Origin of the sequence: Pacificibacter marinus, assembly GCF_018860665.1 — a bacterium.
GTDB classification, from domain to species: domain Bacteria; phylum Pseudomonadota; class Alphaproteobacteria; order Rhodobacterales; family Rhodobacteraceae; genus Celeribacter; species Celeribacter marinus_A.
Genome location: NZ_JAHKPK010000053.1, coordinates 26,023 through 45,733 on the forward strand (window position 1 = coordinate 26,023; position 19,711 = coordinate 45,733).

At 51.9% G+C, this 19,711-nt stretch carries 21 protein-coding genes and 1 pseudogene; 7 read left to right on the top strand and 15 right to left on the bottom strand.

Annotated features, from left to right (window positions below; translation table 11 throughout):
- Positions 1 to 218 precede the first annotated feature (218 nt).
- Both KO497_RS13750 and KO497_RS13755 read left to right on the top strand, forming a co-directional pair.
- Positions 219 to 377, top strand: coding sequence for a hypothetical protein (locus KO497_RS13750; RefSeq protein WP_215944555.1), 159 nt, complete (start codon positions 219 to 221; stop codon positions 375 to 377).
- Positions 304 to 880: pseudogene (locus KO497_RS13755) on the top strand (integrase core domain-containing protein); the annotation flags it as partial. The gene KO497_RS13750 and the pseudogene KO497_RS13755, both read left to right, overlap by 74 nt.
- A gap of 128 nt (positions 881 to 1,008) precedes the next feature.
- On the opposite strand, the gene argE reads toward KO497_RS13755, so the two are convergent.
- The 13 genes from argE to KO497_RS13820 form a co-directional block, all read right to left on the bottom strand.
- Entirely contained in the window at positions 1,009 to 2,226 is a 1,218-nt protein-coding gene (argE, locus tag KO497_RS13760) for an acetylornithine deacetylase (RefSeq protein WP_215944533.1), read from the bottom strand.
- Between the two features lie 12 nt (positions 2,227 to 2,238).
- Positions 2,239 to 3,147 carry a LysR family transcriptional regulator gene (locus KO497_RS13765; protein ID WP_252729678.1) on the bottom strand — a complete coding sequence of 303 codons (909 nt, stop codon included), beginning with the start codon at positions 3,145 to 3,147 and terminating at the stop codon, positions 2,239 to 2,241.
- 79 nt (positions 3,148 to 3,226) lie between these two features.
- The gene (locus KO497_RS13770; RefSeq protein ID WP_215944535.1) at positions 3,227 to 3,901 is read right to left on the bottom strand and encodes a DUF1028 domain-containing protein; all 675 of its coding nucleotides are present in this window, start codon (positions 3,899 to 3,901) and stop codon (positions 3,227 to 3,229) included.
- Between the two features lie 93 nt (positions 3,902 to 3,994).
- Entirely contained in the window at positions 3,995 to 4,411 is a 417-nt protein-coding gene (locus tag KO497_RS13775; RefSeq protein ID WP_215944536.1) for a RidA family protein, read from the bottom strand.
- Between the two features lie 60 nt (positions 4,412 to 4,471).
- The gene (locus tag KO497_RS13780) at positions 4,472 to 5,083 is read right to left on the bottom strand and encodes a glutathione S-transferase N-terminal domain-containing protein (RefSeq protein ID WP_215944537.1); all 612 of its coding nucleotides are present in this window, start codon (positions 5,081 to 5,083) and stop codon (positions 4,472 to 4,474) included.
- Positions 5,080 to 6,081, bottom strand: coding sequence for an NAD(P)H-quinone oxidoreductase (locus KO497_RS13785; RefSeq protein WP_215944538.1), 1,002 nt, complete (start codon positions 6,079 to 6,081; stop codon positions 5,080 to 5,082). Before KO497_RS13785 ends, KO497_RS13780 begins: the two co-directional genes overlap by 4 nt.
- Positions 6,078 to 7,199 (bottom strand): ABC transporter ATP-binding protein, encoded by a 1,122-nt coding sequence (locus KO497_RS13790; RefSeq protein WP_215944539.1) that lies wholly within the window; start codon positions 7,197 to 7,199, stop codon positions 6,078 to 6,080. Before KO497_RS13790 ends, KO497_RS13785 begins: the two co-directional genes overlap by 4 nt.
- A complete protein-coding gene (locus KO497_RS13795; RefSeq protein WP_215944540.1) occupies positions 7,189 to 7,998 on the bottom strand; it encodes an ABC transporter permease in 810 nt (269 codons plus the stop codon). The genes KO497_RS13790 and KO497_RS13795 overlap by 11 nt, the downstream gene beginning before the upstream one ends.
- Positions 7,998 to 8,852, bottom strand: a complete 855-nt coding sequence (locus tag KO497_RS13800; RefSeq protein ID WP_215944541.1) for an ABC transporter permease — start codon at positions 8,850 to 8,852, stop codon at positions 7,998 to 8,000. The genes KO497_RS13795 and KO497_RS13800 overlap by 1 nt, the downstream gene beginning before the upstream one ends.
- Positions 8,853 to 8,919: 67 nt before the next feature.
- Positions 8,920 to 9,945: an ABC transporter substrate-binding protein gene (locus KO497_RS13805; protein ID WP_215944542.1), complete on the bottom strand. Its 1,026-nt coding sequence runs from the start codon at positions 9,943 to 9,945 to the stop codon at positions 8,920 to 8,922.
- A gap of 240 nt (positions 9,946 to 10,185) precedes the next feature.
- Positions 10,186 to 11,121 (bottom strand): 2-hydroxyacid dehydrogenase, encoded by a 936-nt coding sequence (locus KO497_RS13810; protein WP_215944543.1) that lies wholly within the window; start codon positions 11,119 to 11,121, stop codon positions 10,186 to 10,188.
- Positions 11,118 to 11,564, bottom strand: coding sequence for a type II 3-dehydroquinate dehydratase (locus tag KO497_RS13815; RefSeq protein ID WP_215944544.1), 447 nt, complete (start codon positions 11,562 to 11,564; stop codon positions 11,118 to 11,120). The genes KO497_RS13810 and KO497_RS13815 overlap by 4 nt, the downstream gene beginning before the upstream one ends.
- A 106-nt stretch (positions 11,565 to 11,670) precedes the next feature.
- Complete coding sequence (locus KO497_RS13820) at positions 11,671 to 12,921, bottom strand: flavin-containing monooxygenase (RefSeq protein WP_215944545.1); 1,251 nt, start codon at positions 12,919 to 12,921, stop codon at positions 11,671 to 11,673.
- 663 nt (positions 12,922 to 13,584) lie between these two features.
- Here KO497_RS13820 and KO497_RS13825 point away from each other — a divergent pair.
- The 5 genes from KO497_RS13825 to KO497_RS13845 all read left to right on the top strand — a co-directional run bounded on the left by KO497_RS13825 (position 13,585) and on the right by KO497_RS13845 (position 18,674).
- On the top strand, positions 13,585 to 14,550 hold the full coding sequence (locus tag KO497_RS13825; protein WP_215944546.1) for a TRAP transporter substrate-binding protein: 966 nt from the start codon (positions 13,585 to 13,587) through the stop codon (positions 14,548 to 14,550).
- Entirely contained in the window at positions 14,547 to 15,347 is an 801-nt protein-coding gene (locus KO497_RS13830) for a maleate cis-trans isomerase family protein (protein ID WP_215944547.1), read from the top strand. The genes KO497_RS13825 and KO497_RS13830 overlap by 4 nt, the downstream gene beginning before the upstream one ends.
- Positions 15,344 to 15,856: a TRAP transporter small permease gene (locus tag KO497_RS13835; protein WP_215944548.1), complete on the top strand. Its 513-nt coding sequence runs from the start codon at positions 15,344 to 15,346 to the stop codon at positions 15,854 to 15,856. The genes KO497_RS13830 and KO497_RS13835 overlap by 4 nt, the downstream gene beginning before the upstream one ends.
- Positions 15,853 to 17,133 (top strand): TRAP transporter large permease, encoded by a 1,281-nt coding sequence (locus KO497_RS13840; RefSeq protein WP_215944549.1) that lies wholly within the window; start codon positions 15,853 to 15,855, stop codon positions 17,131 to 17,133. Before KO497_RS13835 ends, KO497_RS13840 begins: the two co-directional genes overlap by 4 nt.
- A gap of 221 nt (positions 17,134 to 17,354) precedes the next feature.
- Entirely contained in the window at positions 17,355 to 18,674 is a 1,320-nt protein-coding gene (locus KO497_RS13845) for an MFS transporter (RefSeq protein WP_215944550.1), read from the top strand.
- A 149-nt stretch (positions 18,675 to 18,823) separates the two neighbouring features.
- On the opposite strand, the gene KO497_RS13850 is transcribed toward KO497_RS13845, so the two are convergent.
- Entirely contained in the window at positions 18,824 to 19,558 is a 735-nt protein-coding gene (locus tag KO497_RS13850) for a zinc ribbon domain-containing protein (protein WP_215944551.1), read from the bottom strand.
- A 31-nt stretch (positions 19,559 to 19,589) separates the two neighbouring features.
- The coding region (locus KO497_RS19500) for an integrase core domain-containing protein (protein WP_215944554.1) at positions 19,590 to 19,711 on the bottom strand (122 nt) is incomplete at its 5' end.

Sequence of the window (19,711 nt, forward strand, 5' to 3'; positions counted from 1 at the left end):
TCTTGTAAAAAAGTTGCTCTGAATAACCCCTTATGTATCGGAAGTTTGCTATCGTTATCCCGATCCGGCGTTTTGCAAGATACCGGATCGGGAAGGTGTACGCCGTTAGCCCCTTGTGGTGCGACCACGTAATCTAGACTGGCGACCCTTCTCTTTCTTCAAACTCGAACAGTTGATTGGGGCGTATGACCCCGGAGCATAAGAAAGAGATTTAGAATATGGCACAGAATACGGATTTTGTCGGCCTTGATGTCGGTAAGTTTGAGATTTTTGTATATGTTAGCAAAACTGGCGCGGCTTTTTCGCCGCAAATACCATCTCGGTCCAATGCGGATCGTTTGGTATCTGGCGCGCTATCACGACATCAAAATGCCTGACGCTACCGTTTCACGCCTCCTGCGGCGTCATGGGATGAACCGCCTTCCGCGCGGGACCAGCCTGCGCAAGGTCCACACCAAACGCTATCAAAAACAGGTCCTGTCCACAACAGTCAAATGGATGTTAAGGTCCTGATCTTAAAAGGAGAAAAGGGGAAAATCTGCGTCGTTTTCAATATACCGCTATCGGTGATGCAACGCGGGTGCGGGCCCTGAAAATCTACGAAAAACAAACCCAAGCCAATGCCATCGACTTCGCGGATCACATCATCGAAAAGGTCCCGCATCCGTGAGATCAGAACCGATAACGGCCATGAATTCCAGGCAAAGTTGAACGTTCGCACAGATCTGACGGGCAAGAATTTTATCAGCTGCTCAGCTACAAAGATGATGTTGATTTAGAGGCCAAACTCGATGAATGGGAACGCTTTTACAACTTCCACAGACCGCACGGCGCGCACAATGGAAAGACAACTTTTGAGGCCCTCGGAGAAAAGCTATAATCAGCAAATTGGATGTCTCAAGAGCAGCAGCAACTTACAGCACCCGATCACACACTCAAACCGTTCAGAAATTTCTTGCACCAATGGGGGTATCCATACATGCAGTAAATGCTATCAAAGGGGCGGCATCAAATCGCGATTGGTCCAGTTCTTATGAGAGTGGTCACGGCTTGAAGGGTCGGTTCCGTACCGTCTTGCAGAGCCGTGGTGAGCGCTGAAAGGAATTGATCACACTTGGCAAGCTGTGCTTCGCTGACGAATTCATCTGGCTTATGCCCTTGTGCCATGTGCCCCGGTCCGCAAATCACTGCGGGTATTGAAAGGCGTTCTTGGAACAGGCCGCCCTCCGTGCCGAATGCGACTTTAATGAGGGCGCTCTCTGGGTCCATCAGGGTGTTAAGAAAAGTAACGCTTGGGGTATCAACCGGTGTGTCTAAGCCTGGGTAGCCAGACACTTCTTTGATTTCAATGCACGCATCAGGAAAACGACTTTTATGTGGTGCGACAATTGCAGTCGCGTCCTTTGAGATGTTGGCAATAAGTGCATCAGGATCATCCGCCGCAATGTTACGTATTTCAAATTCGATATCACACAAGTTAGGCACAATATTTAGCGCTGTGCCCCCCTGCATCGTGCCAACATGCAGTGTGGAATAAGGAATATCATAGGCCATATCGCGGGCACCATTTTGTTCAAGCTCAGCTTGTTGATCTTGAATGCGCGCAATCAAGGCCGCGCCAAGGTGTAAGGCATTCAAGGCATCAGGGGCCAGTGCAGAATGCGCCTCTTGCCCATGGCAACAGGCATGTAACGCGCGCTTGCCTTTATGGCCTGTTGCGATGCGCATGCCTGTTGGTTCTCCGATAATACAAAGCGCGGGGCGTTCTGGCCGTTTGGCAAGAGAGTCCAGCATCCCGCGCACGCCGAGGCAGCCGATCTCTTCGTCATAAGAAATGGCGAGGTGTAAAGGCAGCTTTAATGGGGACTGGGCTGCTTGAATCATGGTGTAGATGGCCACGGCCAAAAAACCTTTCATGTCTGCCGTGCCGCGCCCATATAGATTTCCATTCTCACGACGCAATGTGTATGGACCGCTGCTCCAATTTTGGCCTGTCACGGGCACCACATCGCAATGCCCTGACATGACCACGCCGCCAGATCCTTGTGGTCCGAGGCTTGCCCAAAGATTTGCGCGCGTGCCATCGCTGCTGGTGAACCGCTCAAGCCGTACGCCAAGCGGGCCAAGCAGGCCTTCCACGTAGTCCAATAAAGCCAGGTTGGAGTGGCGTGACACGGTCTGAAATGAGACCAGCTTTGTCAGAATATCTAAAATCTCGGAGCTCATTCAGATTTCCTATTATATCACGAGGCCGGGGAGTTTATTGGCGTCGGCGGCTTCGTGGCAGTGATCAATAAAGGCTTGAATCGTACGCGAAACATGGCTCGCTTTGGACAACGCAATCCCCAGTTGTAGTGGCGGCACATCGGTTTCCAGCGGGATAAATTTAAGGGGCATCCCATCCATAGACGTCTTTGAAACCGTGCGCATATTTGAAATGCCAAAGCCAAAGCCATTCGCGACCAAACACCGCTGAATTGTGATCTCGGACGTCCGTTCTGCAATGCTGGGACGGCGGCTTAAACTGCGGAAAAAGGACAAAAAGTAATCAGAGCTATGCGGCATGTCGAGCAGTACCATTTCGTGATCAATCAAGTCAGCCGCGGTTAACGAACTGGCACTGGCCAATGGATGATCGACTGCAACCATAACATAAGGTGGCAAGGGTTGCAGTGGTTGAAAGTCGATATCACTGTGCAATGAAAGATCGTAGGTCAATGCGATGTCTATTCTGGCAGAGCCTAAGGCATCGAATATCTGTGCTTGATCCAACTCGATTTGATTGAAATCGACGTTGGCATGCTTATCCTCAAAACCGCGACGCAACTGTGGCACCATGACTTGAACGAATGTCTTTAGGCAACCAACCCTGAGCGGGCCGCGAACGCTGCCTGTATAGATATTCGCCATATCGTTGAGCTGTGCAGCATTGGCCAAAACTGCGCGGGCCTGTTCTGTGAAGCGCACGCCTGCAGGTGTCAGGACTGATCCTTGTGCATGGCGACGGGTAAACAGTTGAACGCCAAACCCTGCCTCAAGCTGCGCAATGGCTGATGACATTGACGGCGCTGTGACATTCACCATTTCAGACGCCAGAGCGATGCTTCCAGCTTCGCCAACCGCAATGAAATATTCAAGTTGTCTCAAAGTAAATCGTAACGGCATGATATGACTGGACCTTTCTTGGAAGTTGCGCGTGCTTTGGATTTAAGCTCGTAAACTGTAGTTACTCGTCGCCCGGAACGCCATAAGAGGGCGCATCACGCGGGTCGAGCGCACGGGTGACATATGTCTCCATCTGGGGCTGAAAAACGTCCCAAGAGGCTTCCAACGCCGTAATGGGGCAGTTTTCTGTCCAGTCACAACGCAGTTCTGCCAGAGGCCAACTTTCTTGATCAACCAACAGCAAGCCCGCAGAATGAACTGGCCCAGCTTCGCCGCCAGCCGTTAAGCCTGCCCGTAAAGCCCTCAAAAGCCGCTGGCCCAAATGACCCGTACTGTTAATAAAAGATTGTACCATGACTTCTGGCACATCTGCATCTGCTAACAGATTACCGGCGGCAGCTGTGTCTGGCCCTGTGGCTTCAGACCATAGACCTAAAACGTGAGTGCCTGAATAAATTGCACTTTGGCCTGAGCGATTAACTGCTAGAACTTGTCGGTAGCCCATATGTGGGCCACTGCGCTCTAGGATCGATAGGGCTTCTGAAGGGCTGGCGCCGCGTTCCATGAGATCAAGAGCATGTGGTCCCAATCGCGGATCTGTAATGTTTTGTGTCGCAACGGCACCAACCTTTGCACGTGCAAAAGAGCACCGTGCCGCAACTGCTGGGGATGACGATGATATCGCGACCCCGAACATTCCGGTGTCAGGGCAGTGGCCAATGATAGAAAAAGTCATGTAATCTCCAAGGGGAAGGGCTCAAGGTGAACGTGGATGTGTTCAGGCTTAGCGCAGCAAGCGGCGCTAAGTCTTAAAGTTACACAATTAAAATCAGTCGGGGATAACGGCCGTGGCATCAATTTCGACCAACCATTCAGGGCGCGCTAAGGCGACAACCACAAGACCGGTGCAGACTGGGTAAACGCCTTTGATATAGCTTCCCATGGTTTTGTATACGGCCTCGCGGTGGCGTACATCCGTCAAATACACGACCAGTTTCGTAACGTGGCGCATCTCGCCGCCACATTCTTGCACAAGTTGGCGAATGTTGCTCATGACCTTGTGGGTTTGCTCTACTGGGTCGTTGCTTTGGATGTTTTCGGCCGTATCCAAATCTTGGGGGCACTGACCACGCAAAAATATTGTCGTTCCGCCTTTGGCGATCACGGCTTGCGACAAATCGTTATCAAGATTTTGCTCGGGGTAGGTTTCTTTTGTGTTGAATTTGCGGTGGCGGATATGTGGCATCGGAATGCTCCTTTTTATATCGCAGTGGTCATCTTTGGGGCGGCTAAGGTCCAAAGATATTCAGGCCGTGGGGCGGGTGGCTATCAAGGCAGGGGTTTTCTCAAACGCGGCGTGCCAATGCGCCAAAGCAGGCCGCTCTTGTTGCCAAGACAGGTCGGGGAAACGAAAGTTGAGCCAGCCAAGGGCGCAGGCATAGCTGATGGCGCCGATGTCTTGGCATCGAGCATCTGGAATGTCGGCCTCCATAGCGTTGAGCGCATCCATGACCTTTTCGGTTTGCTTTTCGATCCACAATGGCCAGCGGTGCTGTTCGGGGCGCAGCAGCGTTTCGTAGCGGATCAGCAATGCCGCATCCAGCAATCCATCGGCAAGGGCTTGGCGTTGCAACGCAGTCCAACGGGGAGCACCTGCGCGCGGGAATAACGCGCCATTTTTCTCGGTGTCGAGATATTCGCAAATCACGCGGCTGTCATACAACACAACACCATCTTCAGTCCGAGCCGCAGGGACTTTCGCCAGCGGATTATAGGTCTGAATGCGTGTGTCTCTGTCCGTGGGATGCGCAGCGCTGTCGAGCACCTCGATGGAGTCCTCAATCTGCAACATATGCGCCACAACCATCACCTTGCGTACGAATGGTGACGCCGACCCCCAATACAGCGAAAGCTTCATAGCGGCGCCTTTTGCGTTGCCAAGACGATCTTGCCAATATTGTTGCCGCTTTCTAAAAATGTGTGTGCCTGCGCCACATCGTCTAACGCGAAGGTTTGGGATATCACGGGGCGGACGCTTTTGTTGGCGATGAGGGGAAGAAGCTTTTCACGAACGTTCTGCGCGATCTCGGCTTTGTCCGTATCACTTTTGGGGCGCAGTGTGGATGAGCTGAGCCAAAGACCTTTTCGCATCACCAGCCCAAGATCCACGGGCGCGATCATGCCCGTCATGAATGCCAGACCGATGTGGCGCCCACCCTGCGCCATGCAGGCCAGATGCTTGTTGATCATATCGCCACCAAGAATGTCCAGCACGACGTCTACCCCGTGACCACCCGTCACGCGCATTATGTCTTCGGTGATATCCGCTGTACGGTAGTCAATGGCATGTATGCCCATCTGACTTAATGCCGCACATTTCTCAGCGCCGCCTGCGGTGACAAAAACGTCAGCCCCCCAAGCCGTCGCGAGTTGCGATGCCAGTGTGCCTATACCGCTGGCCCCCCCTTGAATTAAAACGCGATCACCCGTTTTGAGGGCCCCACGCTCAAAGAGATTGTGCCAAATTGTGAACAGACCTTCAGGAAGTGCGGCAGCCTCTGCCTTGGTTAGCCCTGCAGGAATTGGCAGGCAGTGATCTGCCTTTGCAGGTACGTATTCAGCATATCCGCCAGCTTTGACCAAGGCCATCACATCTGTATTCTCAGATAGAGCATCCACACCCTCACCAAGGCGTGTGATGGTGCCTGAGACTTCTAGTCCAAGGATGTCGGAGACGTCTGCTGGGGCGGGCAAAGCGCCTGAGCGTTGCATAATATCCGGTCGGTTAATACCTGATGCTGCAACGCGAATAAGCACCTCTCCGGCTTTTGGTACGGGGATGGGGCGCTCAACAAGTTCGAGAACCTCTGGGCCGCCAGCTTTGCTCGCAATCACGGCACGCATAGTATTGGTCATTCGACCTCTCCATTCAGTTTATAGATTGCAGGACCACGGGACGGTAACGCGATACCAACCTTGGTGCCTGCGATTGGCGCTTCACTTGCTGGCACACGTTGCATCACGCGATTGTCCGCGGCGGCGCAGTCAAGATGCACTTCGGCGTAACTGCCTTGATAAACGGTCAAAGCAACGGTTGCGGGAATGCTTCCGGCCTCTCCGGCTTGCGTCAATTTGCATTGCTCGGGGCGGACAAATAATGTCACAGGACCGAGTTCAGGAAGATCATCTTGGTACGTTTCCAACTGCAACTGTGTTGCGCCGACCGTGAGACGCACAGAGGATTCGTCGCGGTCCACAAAAGTGGCAGAAAATAGATTTGCGTCGCCGACAAAAGTTGACACAAATTGGTTCTGAGGCCGGTCATAAATATCGGTCGGAGACCCGATTTGACGGATCTGCCCGCGAGACATCACTGCTATGCGGTCTGACATGCTCAGGGCCTCGCTTTGGTCGTGCGTGACAAACACTGTGGTGAGGCCGAGGCGGGTTTGGATTTCTTTGAGCTCGACTTGCATTGCTGTGCGTAAATTCCGATCAAGCGCAGAAAAAGGTTCATCCAAAAGCAGGACCTTCGGGCGAATAACCAAGGCCCGTGCCAGCGCAACGCGTTGCTGTTGACCGCCCGAGAGTTGATTGGGTTTGCGATCTGCAAAATCTTCAAGCTTGACCAGTTCCAATGCTTCTCGCACGCGTTCGGCCGTTTCCGCCTTAGACACGTGGCGCGTGCGCAAGCCGTAGCCAACGTTTTGCGCCACAGTCATATGCGGAAATAAAGCATAATTCTGGAACACGATTCCAATTTCACGTCGGTGTGGTGGCACTTGGGTGACAAGGTCGCGATTGATAAACAATTCGCCACAATCCGCCTCAAGAAAGCCCGCAATCAGATTAAGCAGCGTGGTTTTTCCGCAGCCTGATGGGCCCAGCAAGGTGAGAAACTCTCCTTGACGAATTTTCAGCCAGACTGGTTCTAGCGCGACGGTCCCAGAGAAAGACTTGCCAACACCATCGATCTGAACGGCTGGGTGTTGGGGTTTGTTCTGCGGAACGCTGGGGGAAATCTCATTCGACATTGAGGACCTTTTCAAGACGGAAGAATTTATGCACGACGAGAAGCAGGGCAGCGACGGCAATCACGTAAATGACTGAGACGGCGGCCAGCGTTGGGTCAGCGTATTCGCGGACGTAGTTGTACATCGCGACGGGGAAAGTCTGGGTGCTTTGGTTCACGACAAACAGTGAGGCCGTAAACTCGTTGAACGACAAAATGGCAGCAAAGAGCGCGCCAGAAATAAGACCCGGCACCAAAAGCGGAAGCGTAATGGTCAGCAAAACACGCAGCGGGGATGCACCAAGGCTTTCCGCGGCCTGTTCATAGCGGCGCTCGAAGTTTTGCAATGAAACGTAGACAGAGCGGATCACAAAAGGCAGCACGATGATGACATGAACGCCAATCACCAGCCAAATTGTTCTCGGCAAAGACGCCGCTGTGGACAGGATAAGCAAACCAAGACCAATGGTGAAATTGGGGATGATCAAGGGCGACATGAGAATGCTGTTCAACACAGATTTCAATGAGAACTCATAGCGGTTCAAAACATATGCAAAGCCTGAACCTGCGATCATGGCACATGTCGCACCAATGGCCGCAATCTTAAGTGAATTGACCAGTCCTTTCCCAAAATCCCGATACTCAATGGCGTTCGTATACCAGCGTAGTGACCAGTTTTTCGGAGGAAAAGATAGGATCGCACTGTCGTTAAAGGAGGCGATAAAAACCACTAAAAAGGGGAGCAGCACAAAGCCGAGGATCATGGTCAAAAGAATCCGGCCACTCCAGTCTAGCAGATGATCAAAGAAAGACTTTTTCATTATGAATGCGCTCCGAACTTTTCCAAACGACGAATGCCGGTGTTAAAAATGGCAAGCACTGCGATGGTGAACAGCAGCCCCACCAACGACAATGATGCTGCGAGCGGGAAGTTGAACGATGCAAAGCCAACTTGGTAAACCAATGTGGAAATGGTCTGTACCTTGCCGCCGCCAATCATTTGCGGCGTGGCAAACGCCGAGAACGTCCAAGCAAATGCAGTTGAGGTGGCTGCGGCGATGCCGGGTATGGATAGGGGCAGGGTGATGCTTGCAAAAACGCGCACACGGCCAGCGCCAAGTGAGGTTGCGGCACGCTCAAGGTTCAGGTCGATATGCGACAAGGCTGCGGCCAGCATCACCACCACAATTGGCAATGTAAAATGCACCAATGCGATAACGACGCCGGTCATAGTAAACATAAAGTTGATGGGGGCATCGATGAGCCCCATCTGCATTAAGGCCGCATTCACAAAACCACGATTGCCCAGCACGATGATCCACGAATAGGTGCGTACAATTTCGCCTAAGAATAGCGGGGTGAGTGAGATCAACAGAATGGCACTGCGCAGCTTCACCGATTGCGCGCGCACCATAGCATAGGCAAGGGGATAGCCGATCAATAAGGTGAATATCGCGGTCCAAAAACAGAGCAATACAGTGTTCAAAAACGCTTGCCCGTAGACCATTTTCCAAAGCGTCGTAAAGTTATCGAACGTGAAACCGCCGGGGTCGAGTGATCCGGGGACATAGGCCCTGAAACTGTATTGCACGATCGCAATAAAAGAGGCGGTGATCGCAAAGGCAATCAAGACCGAGGGTAGGGAAAACCATCCAAGAAAAGGGCGTTTCGACATTAAAAAAGGCTACTCTGTTTGAGGGGGCCCAGCAGTTTAGACTGCTGGGCTGTCGTCTTGGTCAGGCTTAGTTGCTGGAAATCATGTTTTCTGAAAACCATTGGCGCCATTCGGCTGTTTTTTCAGCACGAAGATCATGCGGGATAATAAGCGTTTCGCTTTCCCATTGCTCAGGCGTCGTGAAAATACCTGGGAGCGCTGCGATCTCGTCAGGAAGTACGGCATTTGAGACAACCGGACTGCCTTTTTTGATTTCAGCGATTTTGGCCTGAACTTCGGGGTCCAGAGCGGCATTGATGAACTTATACGCCAACTCTTCTTGATCCGTGCCAGCTGTGATGCCCATTGTATCGACACCCAAAACAGCACCTTCAGAAGGGATGGCAATCTGTACGTCCAAGCCTTCTGATTGCATGTGATACGCATTCATTGAAAGCATGACTTGCACAGGTGTTTCGCCCGTTGACAGCAATTGCTGTGAGTTCGCATCATTGGTGTAGAAGGCTTTAAAGTTAGGCTTGAGTGCCAATAACTTTTCGGAAGCATCCTGCCAGTTTTCAATGTCAACGCCTTCAAGCTTGGCTGCGACGGAAATGATGTGCGATGGATCAAAATCAGGTGCCGCGATTTTGCCTTCCAGTTCCGGCGACCATAGATCATTCCAGCTGTCGAATGTTATGCCTTCTGGCACTGAATCAGGCAGATAGCCGATGGTGTAGACATATGCCCATGCGCCGATGTGAGCAGGGCTGATTTTGGCTTGCTCAACAAGGTTCTCTGCGTTTGGAATTTTGGACATGTCCAATTCTTCAAACAATCCGTCATTGGTATAAAGCCAACCAATGTGTGATGTGGTGAAGGTGACGTCGCTTTCCGGCATATCCCGGTTCAGCTTTGCTTGGTTCAGGCGGTCGATGGTGCCGCCGGTGATGAACTCGACTTCGACGCCAGTTTCTTCAGTGAATTTCTTGGCAATGGTCTGATCAATCAAATCGCGAAAGCTTCCGCCCCAGCTGCTGACTGTCAATGTTTCAGAAAACGCGGCGGGTGCAAACATGCTGATAGCAGCAGCGGTTAAGAGTAGCTTTTTCATTTTAAACTCCGGTTGGGTAAGTGACGTTATGTCTTGCGAAACTGAGATGACTGCCTATCCGAGGAGGGACCGTCTCTTAACCTGAGCCTGTGGGAATGACGACGTTTTTAAAAATCACAATTTTCAAACCGCTACTTAGCTTTTACCACTCTAATCACTTAACTGTCTGAATTATTTGCATAACAAGAGTCTTCTTCACTGCGGCGCATAACCGTGGTCAGAAAAGTAAACCCAGAGTGCCTAATATCCACGCACTCTGGAAACCTCGTTGCTCAATGCATCGCCGTTTTGAACAGCTTTGATATTGGCGGCAATTTGTGGCGCGGCACTTTTGGGCAGTGCAACTGACGCGAGATGCGGGGTGATGAGCACGTTCGGGATCGACCAAAGCGGATGTTCAGGCCCCAGCGGTTCCGTTTGAAAAACATCCAATGTTGCGCCTGAGAGGTGACCTGAGCGCAGCGCCTCGATGAGTGCGGATTCCGCCACGACTTCGCCACGCGACACATTGATGAAAGCAGCGCCGGGTTTCATTGCGGCAAAGCTGCTCGCGTTAAGGCGTTCGCGGGTCGTTGCTGTTAAAGGCAGCATGCACACGACAATATCAGCGTCCCCCAATAGCCCATCGAGGGCTTCATCGCCGCAGTGGACTGTTACGCCTGATAGTGTTTGAGGTTTTGTGGCCCAACCGTGAGTGTCAAAGCCTTGGCGCGCGATTTCACTTGCCGCAAGCGCCCCGAGTTGCCCCAACCCTAGAACCACAACCTTAATGTCACTGGCTGCGCGCGGATGTTTATAAGCCCATTCCTGACGCGCTTGAGCGGCCTCGAAATAAGGGATATCGCGTGCGTGACGCAGGACAGAAAACAACACAAAACTTGCCATCATCTGGCCCATTTTGGGATCAGACAACCGTGTGATCGGCACATCTGGCAGGTCTTCTCGGGCCACCAGCCTATCCACGCCAGCCCCGAGGTTGATCACCAATTCAAGGTTCGGAAAACGATCAAAAAAGCCAAGAGGAGGCATCCAAACCAATGCAAATCGGACATCATCGACATTGCTGACGGCGTCTGCATTTTCGATGCGAACCTGATCGCCCAAGTGAGGTGTCAACGCATCGCGCCACGCATCAAACGGATCGGGTTTACTATAGAATACCAGACTGTCTGTCATGTTTGAGGACCCTTGATCAGTGTATTCATTGCCGTCAGCCCCAAAAGATACCCCTGCACCCCCAGTCCAGCGATCACGCCAGTTGCTGCTTTGGAAATGAATGAGTGGCTGCGAAAAGCCTCACGTTTCCAAATATTGCTCATGTGGCATTCGATAATGGGGCCGTCAAAGGCCAGCAAAGCATCAAGAATGGCGATAGAGGTATAGGTCAGCCCCGCGGCATTGATCAGAATTCCATCACAGCTCGTACGGGCTTCTTGAATCCAGTCAATCAGCACGCCCTCGTGATTGGATTGGCGAAAGATAAGTTTAAACCCGAGATCTTCAGCGCAGGCCATACAGGCAGATTCAATTTGCGGAAAACTATCGTTTCCATACGCCCCTTTTGGATCAAGACCATATAAATTGGCGTTGGGGCCGTTGAGAAACATGACAGTTTTCATTGTATAATCCTTATGGTGTTAAGGCCGCATCAGCATCATCAGATGTTGAAACGGCCGTTTGTGTTTTGATAAACCAGATCAGATGTCTAAGCGTAGGTCTTGGTCGCTATTTTGATTTATACGCGACGTAATTTCGCTGAACGCCGATATGGGTCGCGATATATTTCGCATCGTACCAGCATCCGTAGATAAAGGATGATGCACGGTTGGTCAGTTCTGGAAGCCCAAGGAAATAGATCCCTGTTTCTGCAGAAATCCCGCGTTTGTGAAACGGGGTGCCGTCTGGATGGAAGGCATCTACCTGCATCCAACTGAAATCGAATTTGAACCCTGTCGCCCAAATAATCGTCGTAATGCCAGCCTCTTTCATGTCGAGATCAAGTATAGGATTGGTGATGCAGTCGGGGTCGGGTTGAACCTCCCATGCCTCGGGTTCCAGCGGAAGATCGATGCCATTACGTTCGACATATGCATCCGCTTCTCTGAGAACATCGAGATAGGCTTCGTCACCTTCAGTGATATTTTTCACAAGGTCTTGGGCGAAGGTTAGTACGCCATCTTGATAGGCTTTGGTGATGCCAAGCACAGTGATGCCCATGTTACCCAGGCGGCGGAAATCGATTGTTTTGCCGCCGTCATAGCCACTGACCGCGAAAGCAACGTGTTTTTTCTTTGCTTCGGTTTTGATCTCGTCCCATTTGCCCAGAACGCCAAGCCACCACACATAATCGCGCCCACGGTATGAGCGAGGAGGGCGGTAGTGCTCACCGATAGATAGATACACTTTGCGCCCATCCCGTTGCAGTTCTTCGGCAATTTGCGACCCAGATGCGCCACCGCCCACAACCAGCACGGCCCCTTTGGCCAATTGGTCGGGATTCTTATATGCAGAAGAATGGATTTGCTGGATGTCGGATGTTTCGGGGACAATCTTAGGATAGAGCGGCACTTGGAATGGGCCTGTCGCTGCCACAACGCGCTGAGCTTCAATCTCGCCTTGTGAGGTCGAGACCATAAAACCGGGACGACCCTCGCAACGTTTGACGGATTTGACTTCGGTATTGGTGCGCACAGGAGCATTGACCATCGCTGCATAGTCTTCAAAATAGCGCGCCATGCGTTCCTTGGGGGGGAATGTCTCAGGGGATACGTCGTCGAACTCAAGACCGGGGAAACGGTCGTGCCATGCTGGTCCGTTTGCCACCAGTGAATCCCAGCGTTCGGATCTCCAGCGCTCTGCAATTCTGCTGCGCTCAAGTACGATATGTGGCACACCCATTTCTGTGAGGTGTTCACTCATTGCAATCCCAGATTGCCCGGCTCCCACCACAAGTGTATCCGTTTTTTCGACTGTCATATTCATATCCTAGATTTATTTTCCCAGCGATACAGTGAGCGTGTCCATCTGTTCAGGGTGATGGAAGCGTTCCACTTTGACTGGTTTGGAATTTCTTTGAGATGACACTGCGCGTATCGATCTCGATAGAAAAGAAGGAACTTCCAAAGTAGAGAGTAGCCAAAACCCTTCTTAGGTCTTGCTGTTTTTGAGAGGCGTCACGTGATGAGGCGCTCACTAAGCGCTGCGGCCCGTCCTGTTTGAATTATCTCTTTTTCTAAAACCGTTCTAAGTCACGCGCCTCAAGCGTAGCGCTGTAGCTGAGCGGTATTCAAAAAGACGAGATTGACAATTGTCGGCACAGTTTTCTTTCAAAAATTTTGCGTAAATATTGTGCGCAAACTGGCGAATTTTTTTTAACATGCGGTTTCTCGAAAAGAGCCATTATTTATTACCATTACATTTCAATTATTTAAGCGCCTTCATGTGGGTGTGGCTTCGTAGAAGATAGGTTTTCTGTAATTGTTGGGGGGTGCTGCAAGGGGCAGCATCGAAAGTGAGATTGGGCTTAAGGCCAGTTTTGGAGGGGCTTTCCAGCCACCCAAAAAACCTGTTTTGCCCGATTTCCAATTCAAAGCGTCCACAAGGACACTATTGCCTCATGCACACCAACGGGAGTTCACGATGAAACCTATCACACTTGCTTTTGCGGCGGCATTGACCGCGCTTTCAGCCCTACCGGGGTTCGGGGAAACAAAACTGACTATGGCGGTCGAAACACCGCCGGGCGACCCACTAAACGTCATGCTGACCGCCTTTAAAGACGACTTGCTAGCGTCAGAAGGGTTCAGCGTCGACTTCTTTGAAAGCGGCGCTATGGGCAATGAAACGGCCCTGACAGAACTGTTGCGTGCGGGTCAGTTGGATGTTGTACCTTTGGGGTCTGACATTGTCGAACTGGATTCCAAATTTGCGATCTTTGATTTGCCATTCTTGTTCGATGACAAAGACACAGCACGCACTTTGCTTGATGGCGAGCTTGGCGGCATGTTGGCTGACTCTTTGCTTGAAACAAACGGATTGAAAGTTCTCGCCTTTGGTGAATTGGGGTTCCGCGCGATCAGTAACTCAGTACGCCCCATCGAGACGCCTGCTGATCTTGCTGGGCTAAAGCTACGCACACCTGGGTCGCAAACACGTATCATGGCATTCCAAGCACTTGGCGCGGCACCAACGCCTTTGGCATTGGGCGAGGTCTATGTTGCTTTGCGCCAAGGGGTTCTGGACGGTCAAGAAAACCCCCTTTCAGTGGTCAAAGAGTTTTCCTTTGACGAAGTGCAAGAATTCATTTCGCTTACCAATCACGTCTACACGCCCATCACATTGACGATGGCTGGCTCTGTTTGGGACGCACTTTCACCAGAAGAACAAGAAAAAGTCATGGCCTCCGCAAAAGTGAGTGCCGCAGCCACGCGCACTTTGTCTGATGACAGTGACGCGTCTTTGGTTTCTGAATTCATCGAAGCGGGCTTGAAGGTGAATACACCTGACTTGGCACCGTTTAAAGAAGCCGCCGCGCCCTTGCGCGATGAGTTCGCGCAGATTGTGTCATCAGAATTCATGGTCGCTGTAGAGGAAATGCTTCAGTGAGTACGCAAATTAACACGATAAATGGGGGCCGTATGGCCCCCAAATTCACCTATGATGGCAATGGTGATCGCTGCCGGATTGGGCTGATTTTCATGGCATCCTCCATTGTCATGGAAGCTGAGATGTGGGCTATGGCCCCAAAAGGTGTTTCCGTTCATACAACGCGGATAAAACTGCCAAAGGTAACTGTCGAAGGCATTCAGGCGATGATGGATGCGCCTGAGTTGGAACAAGCCGCGCGCCTTTTGGCGTCTGCTCCTATCGATGTCTTATGCTTCGGTGGAACCTCTGCTTCATTTTTGCATGGCACAGCCTATGATCAGGCGCTTATTGCAAAGCTAAAACAATGGGCGCCGGGGATTGCGGTGAATACGGCCTCAACGGCGTCATTGGCTGGCTTGAAAGCGGTTGGGGCTGAATCCGTCATTCTGGCGACGCCCTATGTTGATGAGGTTCACAATCGTGCCATCCGGTTCCTCGAAGAAAACGGCCACCCTGTTGTCGCCAGTCGCAATCTGAAAATCGACACGGATCAGGCCTTGGCTGAAGTGCCGCTGCAAAAAACTTTCGATATAATTTGTGAAATGGACACGCCAGACGCAAATGCGGTGTTCATCAGTTGCACGAATTTCTTAACCGCTGGATTGATCGATGCTGTCGAAAAGGAATTGGGGAAACCAGTTGTTTCTGCTGTCCAATCATCGTTTTGGCATGCGCTGCGTCTTGGCGGTGTCGCGGATGATTGCCCCGGCTACGGCGCACTTTTCCAGCATAGCTTGCCTGAGGTGAGAAAATGAACACGGTCATCACCTTTATACGAGGGAACGCGGCCAAGGGACCTATCGCTAAGATCGCAATCCAAGGCACTGAAATGCTTGCCGCAGCGCTGATGGGATTGATCGTTGTTCTTGTGTTGGCGAATGCGCTGGGACGATATATTTTTGACAACCCTCTACCGTGGAGCGAAGAAATCGTTATGACGGCGATGATTTGGGTCGCCTCCGTCGGTATACTTTTGGGGGTCTTACGCGGGAGTTTGATCTGCTGCGATGTCTTGGTCATGCGCCTGCCGACCCGTGCGCGCCGTATACTGGGTGTTGTTTGTGGCGCAATCGGCAGTTTCACACTGGCCTTTTTCGCCTTGAAAATCGGGGCCTATCTCAACCTCTTTGGCACGGATGTTACTCCGATCCTCAGAATGCCAAAAGGTCTTGGTATTTCAGCTCTCATGCTGAGCATGACGGGCATGGCTGCCGTGTTGCTGTTTCGCACTACGCAAATAGCCTTCGGAGGTCGTTCAACATGATGGGGCTTGCTGCTGCAACAATCGTAACACTGTGTGTGTTTGCGCTCGCCGGTTTGCCGATCATCGTGGCGTTGGCAGCGTCAGTGGTGGTTTTTTTGACCTTTTCAGGGGGCTGGATGCTGGCGATGCCACAACAGACATTGGTCGGCTTATCTGATTACATCCTTGTCACATTGCCTTTGTTTATTCTAGCTGGAGGCATCATGAATGCAGGCGGAATAGCGGATCGCCTATTCGCGTTTGCCAGCGCGTTGCTTGGCTGGATGCGAGGCGGGTTGGCGCATGTAAATGTCGCTGTCAGCTTGATGTTCGGCGGCATGATCGGCACCTCTGTTGCAGATCTTGCGGGCAGCGGGTCTGTCATTATTCCAAAGATGAAGGAAGCGGGATATCCTGGCCCATTTGCGGCAGCGTTGACCGCGACATCATCTGGTATTGGGGTCTTGGTGCCTCCGTCATCGCCAATGATCCTCTATTCAGCAGTGACAGGGACTTCGCTGGGTGCAATGTTTCTTGCAGGGGCCATCCCGGGATTGCTTATGGCGTTGGCTCTTATGACTACGATTGGCTTTCTTGCGCGCTATCACGGTTGGAAACCCGCGCAGGGATTTTCTTGGCTGCTTTTGCTCAAGACCGGTCGGGCGGCAATCTTGCCGATGGGGATGCCTGTGTTGATCCTTGGTGGATTGGTCTTTGGCCTGTTTACACCATCTGAGGCGGGTGCCTTTGCTGTCGCTTACGCGCTCTTTTTATCTATGATCGTGTATCGTAGCCTCGATTTTCGGGGTCTTTACCGCGTGGCTGTAGATGCCGCCATATTGACGGGTGAGGTCCTCATGGTTGTCGGATTGTCTACGGCTTTAGGATGGGCCTTGTCCCAAGCCCGCGTGCCTATGGCTTTGGCTGAGGTGATGACGGTTCTGTTCCCGTTTGAATCGGTGGTTCTTCAAATTGTCTCGTTGCTGTTGCTTGCTTTGATTGCAGGCATGGTGCTGGATCCTTTGATCCCGATGATTATGCCAGTTTTACTGCCGTCGTTAATGACGTTGGATGTGGATCTGGTCCATTTCGGGGTTATGATGGTGATGACCGTTGCGATCGGACAGGTGACGCCGCCTGTTGCTCTTGCGCTTTTGGTGGCCGCTCGAATTGGGAATGAAGAGGTGATGGCGGTGACCCGTGCGAACACAGCTTTCCTGCTCACGATGGTTGGATTGCTGTTGATCTTGATACTCGTGCCATCATTGTCGCTTTGGCTGCCAAGTTTTCTTATGTAAATGCCTCCGTTGGGTGTCGATTGAACAAGAGGCAGATCATCGATTTTCCCTTGTCTTTCGGCCTTTGGGGCAACGCGATTGAAGCGCAAACATCGAAAGATGTTTGCCTGTGTTACTTGAAGCGGGCAATTTTGGATGCCCATTCCTTGATCTAAAACATCTACCATATTGGTAAATGTCTATCGCCTTTGTTTTAGAGGCCACCAACATTTGAGGTCATTATGCTGAGCATTCTTTCCAATCGTACATATCGAAACCTCTTCGCGGCACAAGTTGTTGCGCTTTTGGGAACGGGGTTGGCGACAACTGCCTTGGGTCTTTTGGCGTATGACCTCTCTGGCGCGAATGCAGCCAAGACGCTTGGCATCATTTTTACCATCAAGATGATCGCATATGTCTGTGTCGCGCCAATCGCAGGCGCTGTTGCCGTTCGAATGGACCGTCGCCGTCTGCTGATAGGCCTCGATATTGTGCGAGCGGCATGTGCGCTTGCATTATTTTTCGTAACGGAAGTTTGGCAGGTTTATCTATTGATCTTGGCGCTGCAATCCGCCTCGGCTGCGTTCACACCGACCTTTCAAGCGACATTGCCTGATGTTCTTCCCGATGAAGCTGATTATACGCGCGCGCTCTCGCTATCACGGTTGGCCTATGATCTGGAAAACATTCTGAGCCCGACTGTGGCGGCGCTTTTGCTGCTCGTGATGAGCTCTGGATCGCTCTTTTTAGGAACTGTGGCTGGCTTTGTGGGCTCTGCCTTGCTCGTCGCGTCTGTGGTGCTGCCGTCTGCCACTGCTGCCAAGCAAAGCAAGGTCTTCGGTGGCATGGCGCGAGGGTTTCATATCTATTTTGCGACACCACGCTTACGTGGATTGCTTGCTTTGAACCTTGCAGCTTCGGCTGCGGGCGCGATGGTTTTGGTCAATACAATCATTGCTGTCAAAGACTTGCTTGGTCTGTCTGATAGCGGGCTTGCGTGGACGATGTTTGCTTTCGGAGCGGGGTCAATGACGGCGGCACTTGTTTTGCCACGTTTTCTCACAAGGGTCTCTGATCGCCTGGCGATGATATCGGGTGCGTTTTTGATGCTGTTCGCCTTGATCGGTCTGTGTCTTTTGATTGCGATAAACGGCTTAAGCTGGGTCTATTTACTCGGAGCTTGGGCGCTTGTTGGATTTGGTTACTCGGTTGTGCTTACGCCTTCGGGGCGCATTTTGCGACGCTCGGCCAATCCAGAGGATCGCACGGCGCTCTTTTCGGTGCAATTTGCCCTAAGCCACGGCTGTTGGCTCATAACCTATCCGCTGTCAGGGTGGGTGATGACGACCTTTGGCATGATCCCTGCCTTGCTGGTGTTGGCGAGCCTGACACTTTTGGGGATCATAATGTGTCTCGTGCAGTGGCCTGCAAACGACAGAAGCCAAGTCGGGCACACGCATGCGAACCTGCCATTGGATCACCCGCATCTCAACGGAAAACGCACACATGAACATGCCCTCGTTATAGATGAGCTACATCCTTACTGGAGGACGCATTTTTAGGATATTTAACCAAGCTGAGCTGTGTGGATCTTATAAAAAGGCAAGTATTTATAAAATCGAGCTCCCGCAACCAATACTAACTCATCAATAATATCAACGGCTTGGGTTTTGTCACTCAGGCCTTTTTTGCGTTTGGACCCCAAGCCGAGCTACAAGAGATCAGCAAGGGCGCCATGAAGGTGGACGGACAGCTTGCCCTCTGGCTCCGTTGGCGTGAGCACAATCCGATCCACCAGACCACGCAGGGCATCCTTCGCCGCCAGCATGCCATCTGGTTCCTGAAGTTGCGAAATCAGATCGCTGATCTTATCGCGGTAGGTCTCGGCCATCTTTGGATGGATGCGGATTGGTGAGGGGGCGGGGTCGCGTTCAAGCTGCGCTTCCAACTCAATGCGGCGCGCGTCAAAGGCCAGCATCCGGTCTTTGACGCGCGCCGCAGGGATGCCTGCGAGGATCGCGTCGACCAGCTTGGCATGGTCGGCTTTAACTGTCGCAAGTTCTTTGATGAGGGCATTACGGTTCTGCGCGGCTGAGGCCTGCAGGCGGTTGCGCTCTTTGGCGTATTCTTCGCAGAACATCGCCAAAGCGTCTTGATCCATCAGGTTATTTTGCAGCGCAGCAAGCACAAGCCGTTCCAGTTCCTCTTGTGAAATCATCGCCATGTTGGTGCAGCAAGCCTTGCCCTTGTTGCGTGCGGTTGAGCAGCCAAAGCTGTGTTTGTTCACTTTTGAAAATCCGCCCCCGCATTGACCGCAGCTCATAAGGCCAGAAAACAGGGTTTTGGGACGGCGGCGGTCCCAGATCGGCGTGTTGGTGTTTTTGACCTTTAACGCCCCTTGGCGGGTCCGCACTGCATCCCAGAGGTCTTGGTCAATGATCCGCAAGTCTGGTGTCTAGCGCCCAATTTCAGTACCACTAATTTTGTATTTCTCTACTAAGGTTTCTGGAACTGGGGCGCATATCTAGGGCGTGATGAGGCCGGTTATGATTGTATTCTCGGAGCCAAGCATTGATCGCGACTTGGGCTTGTTTGAGGC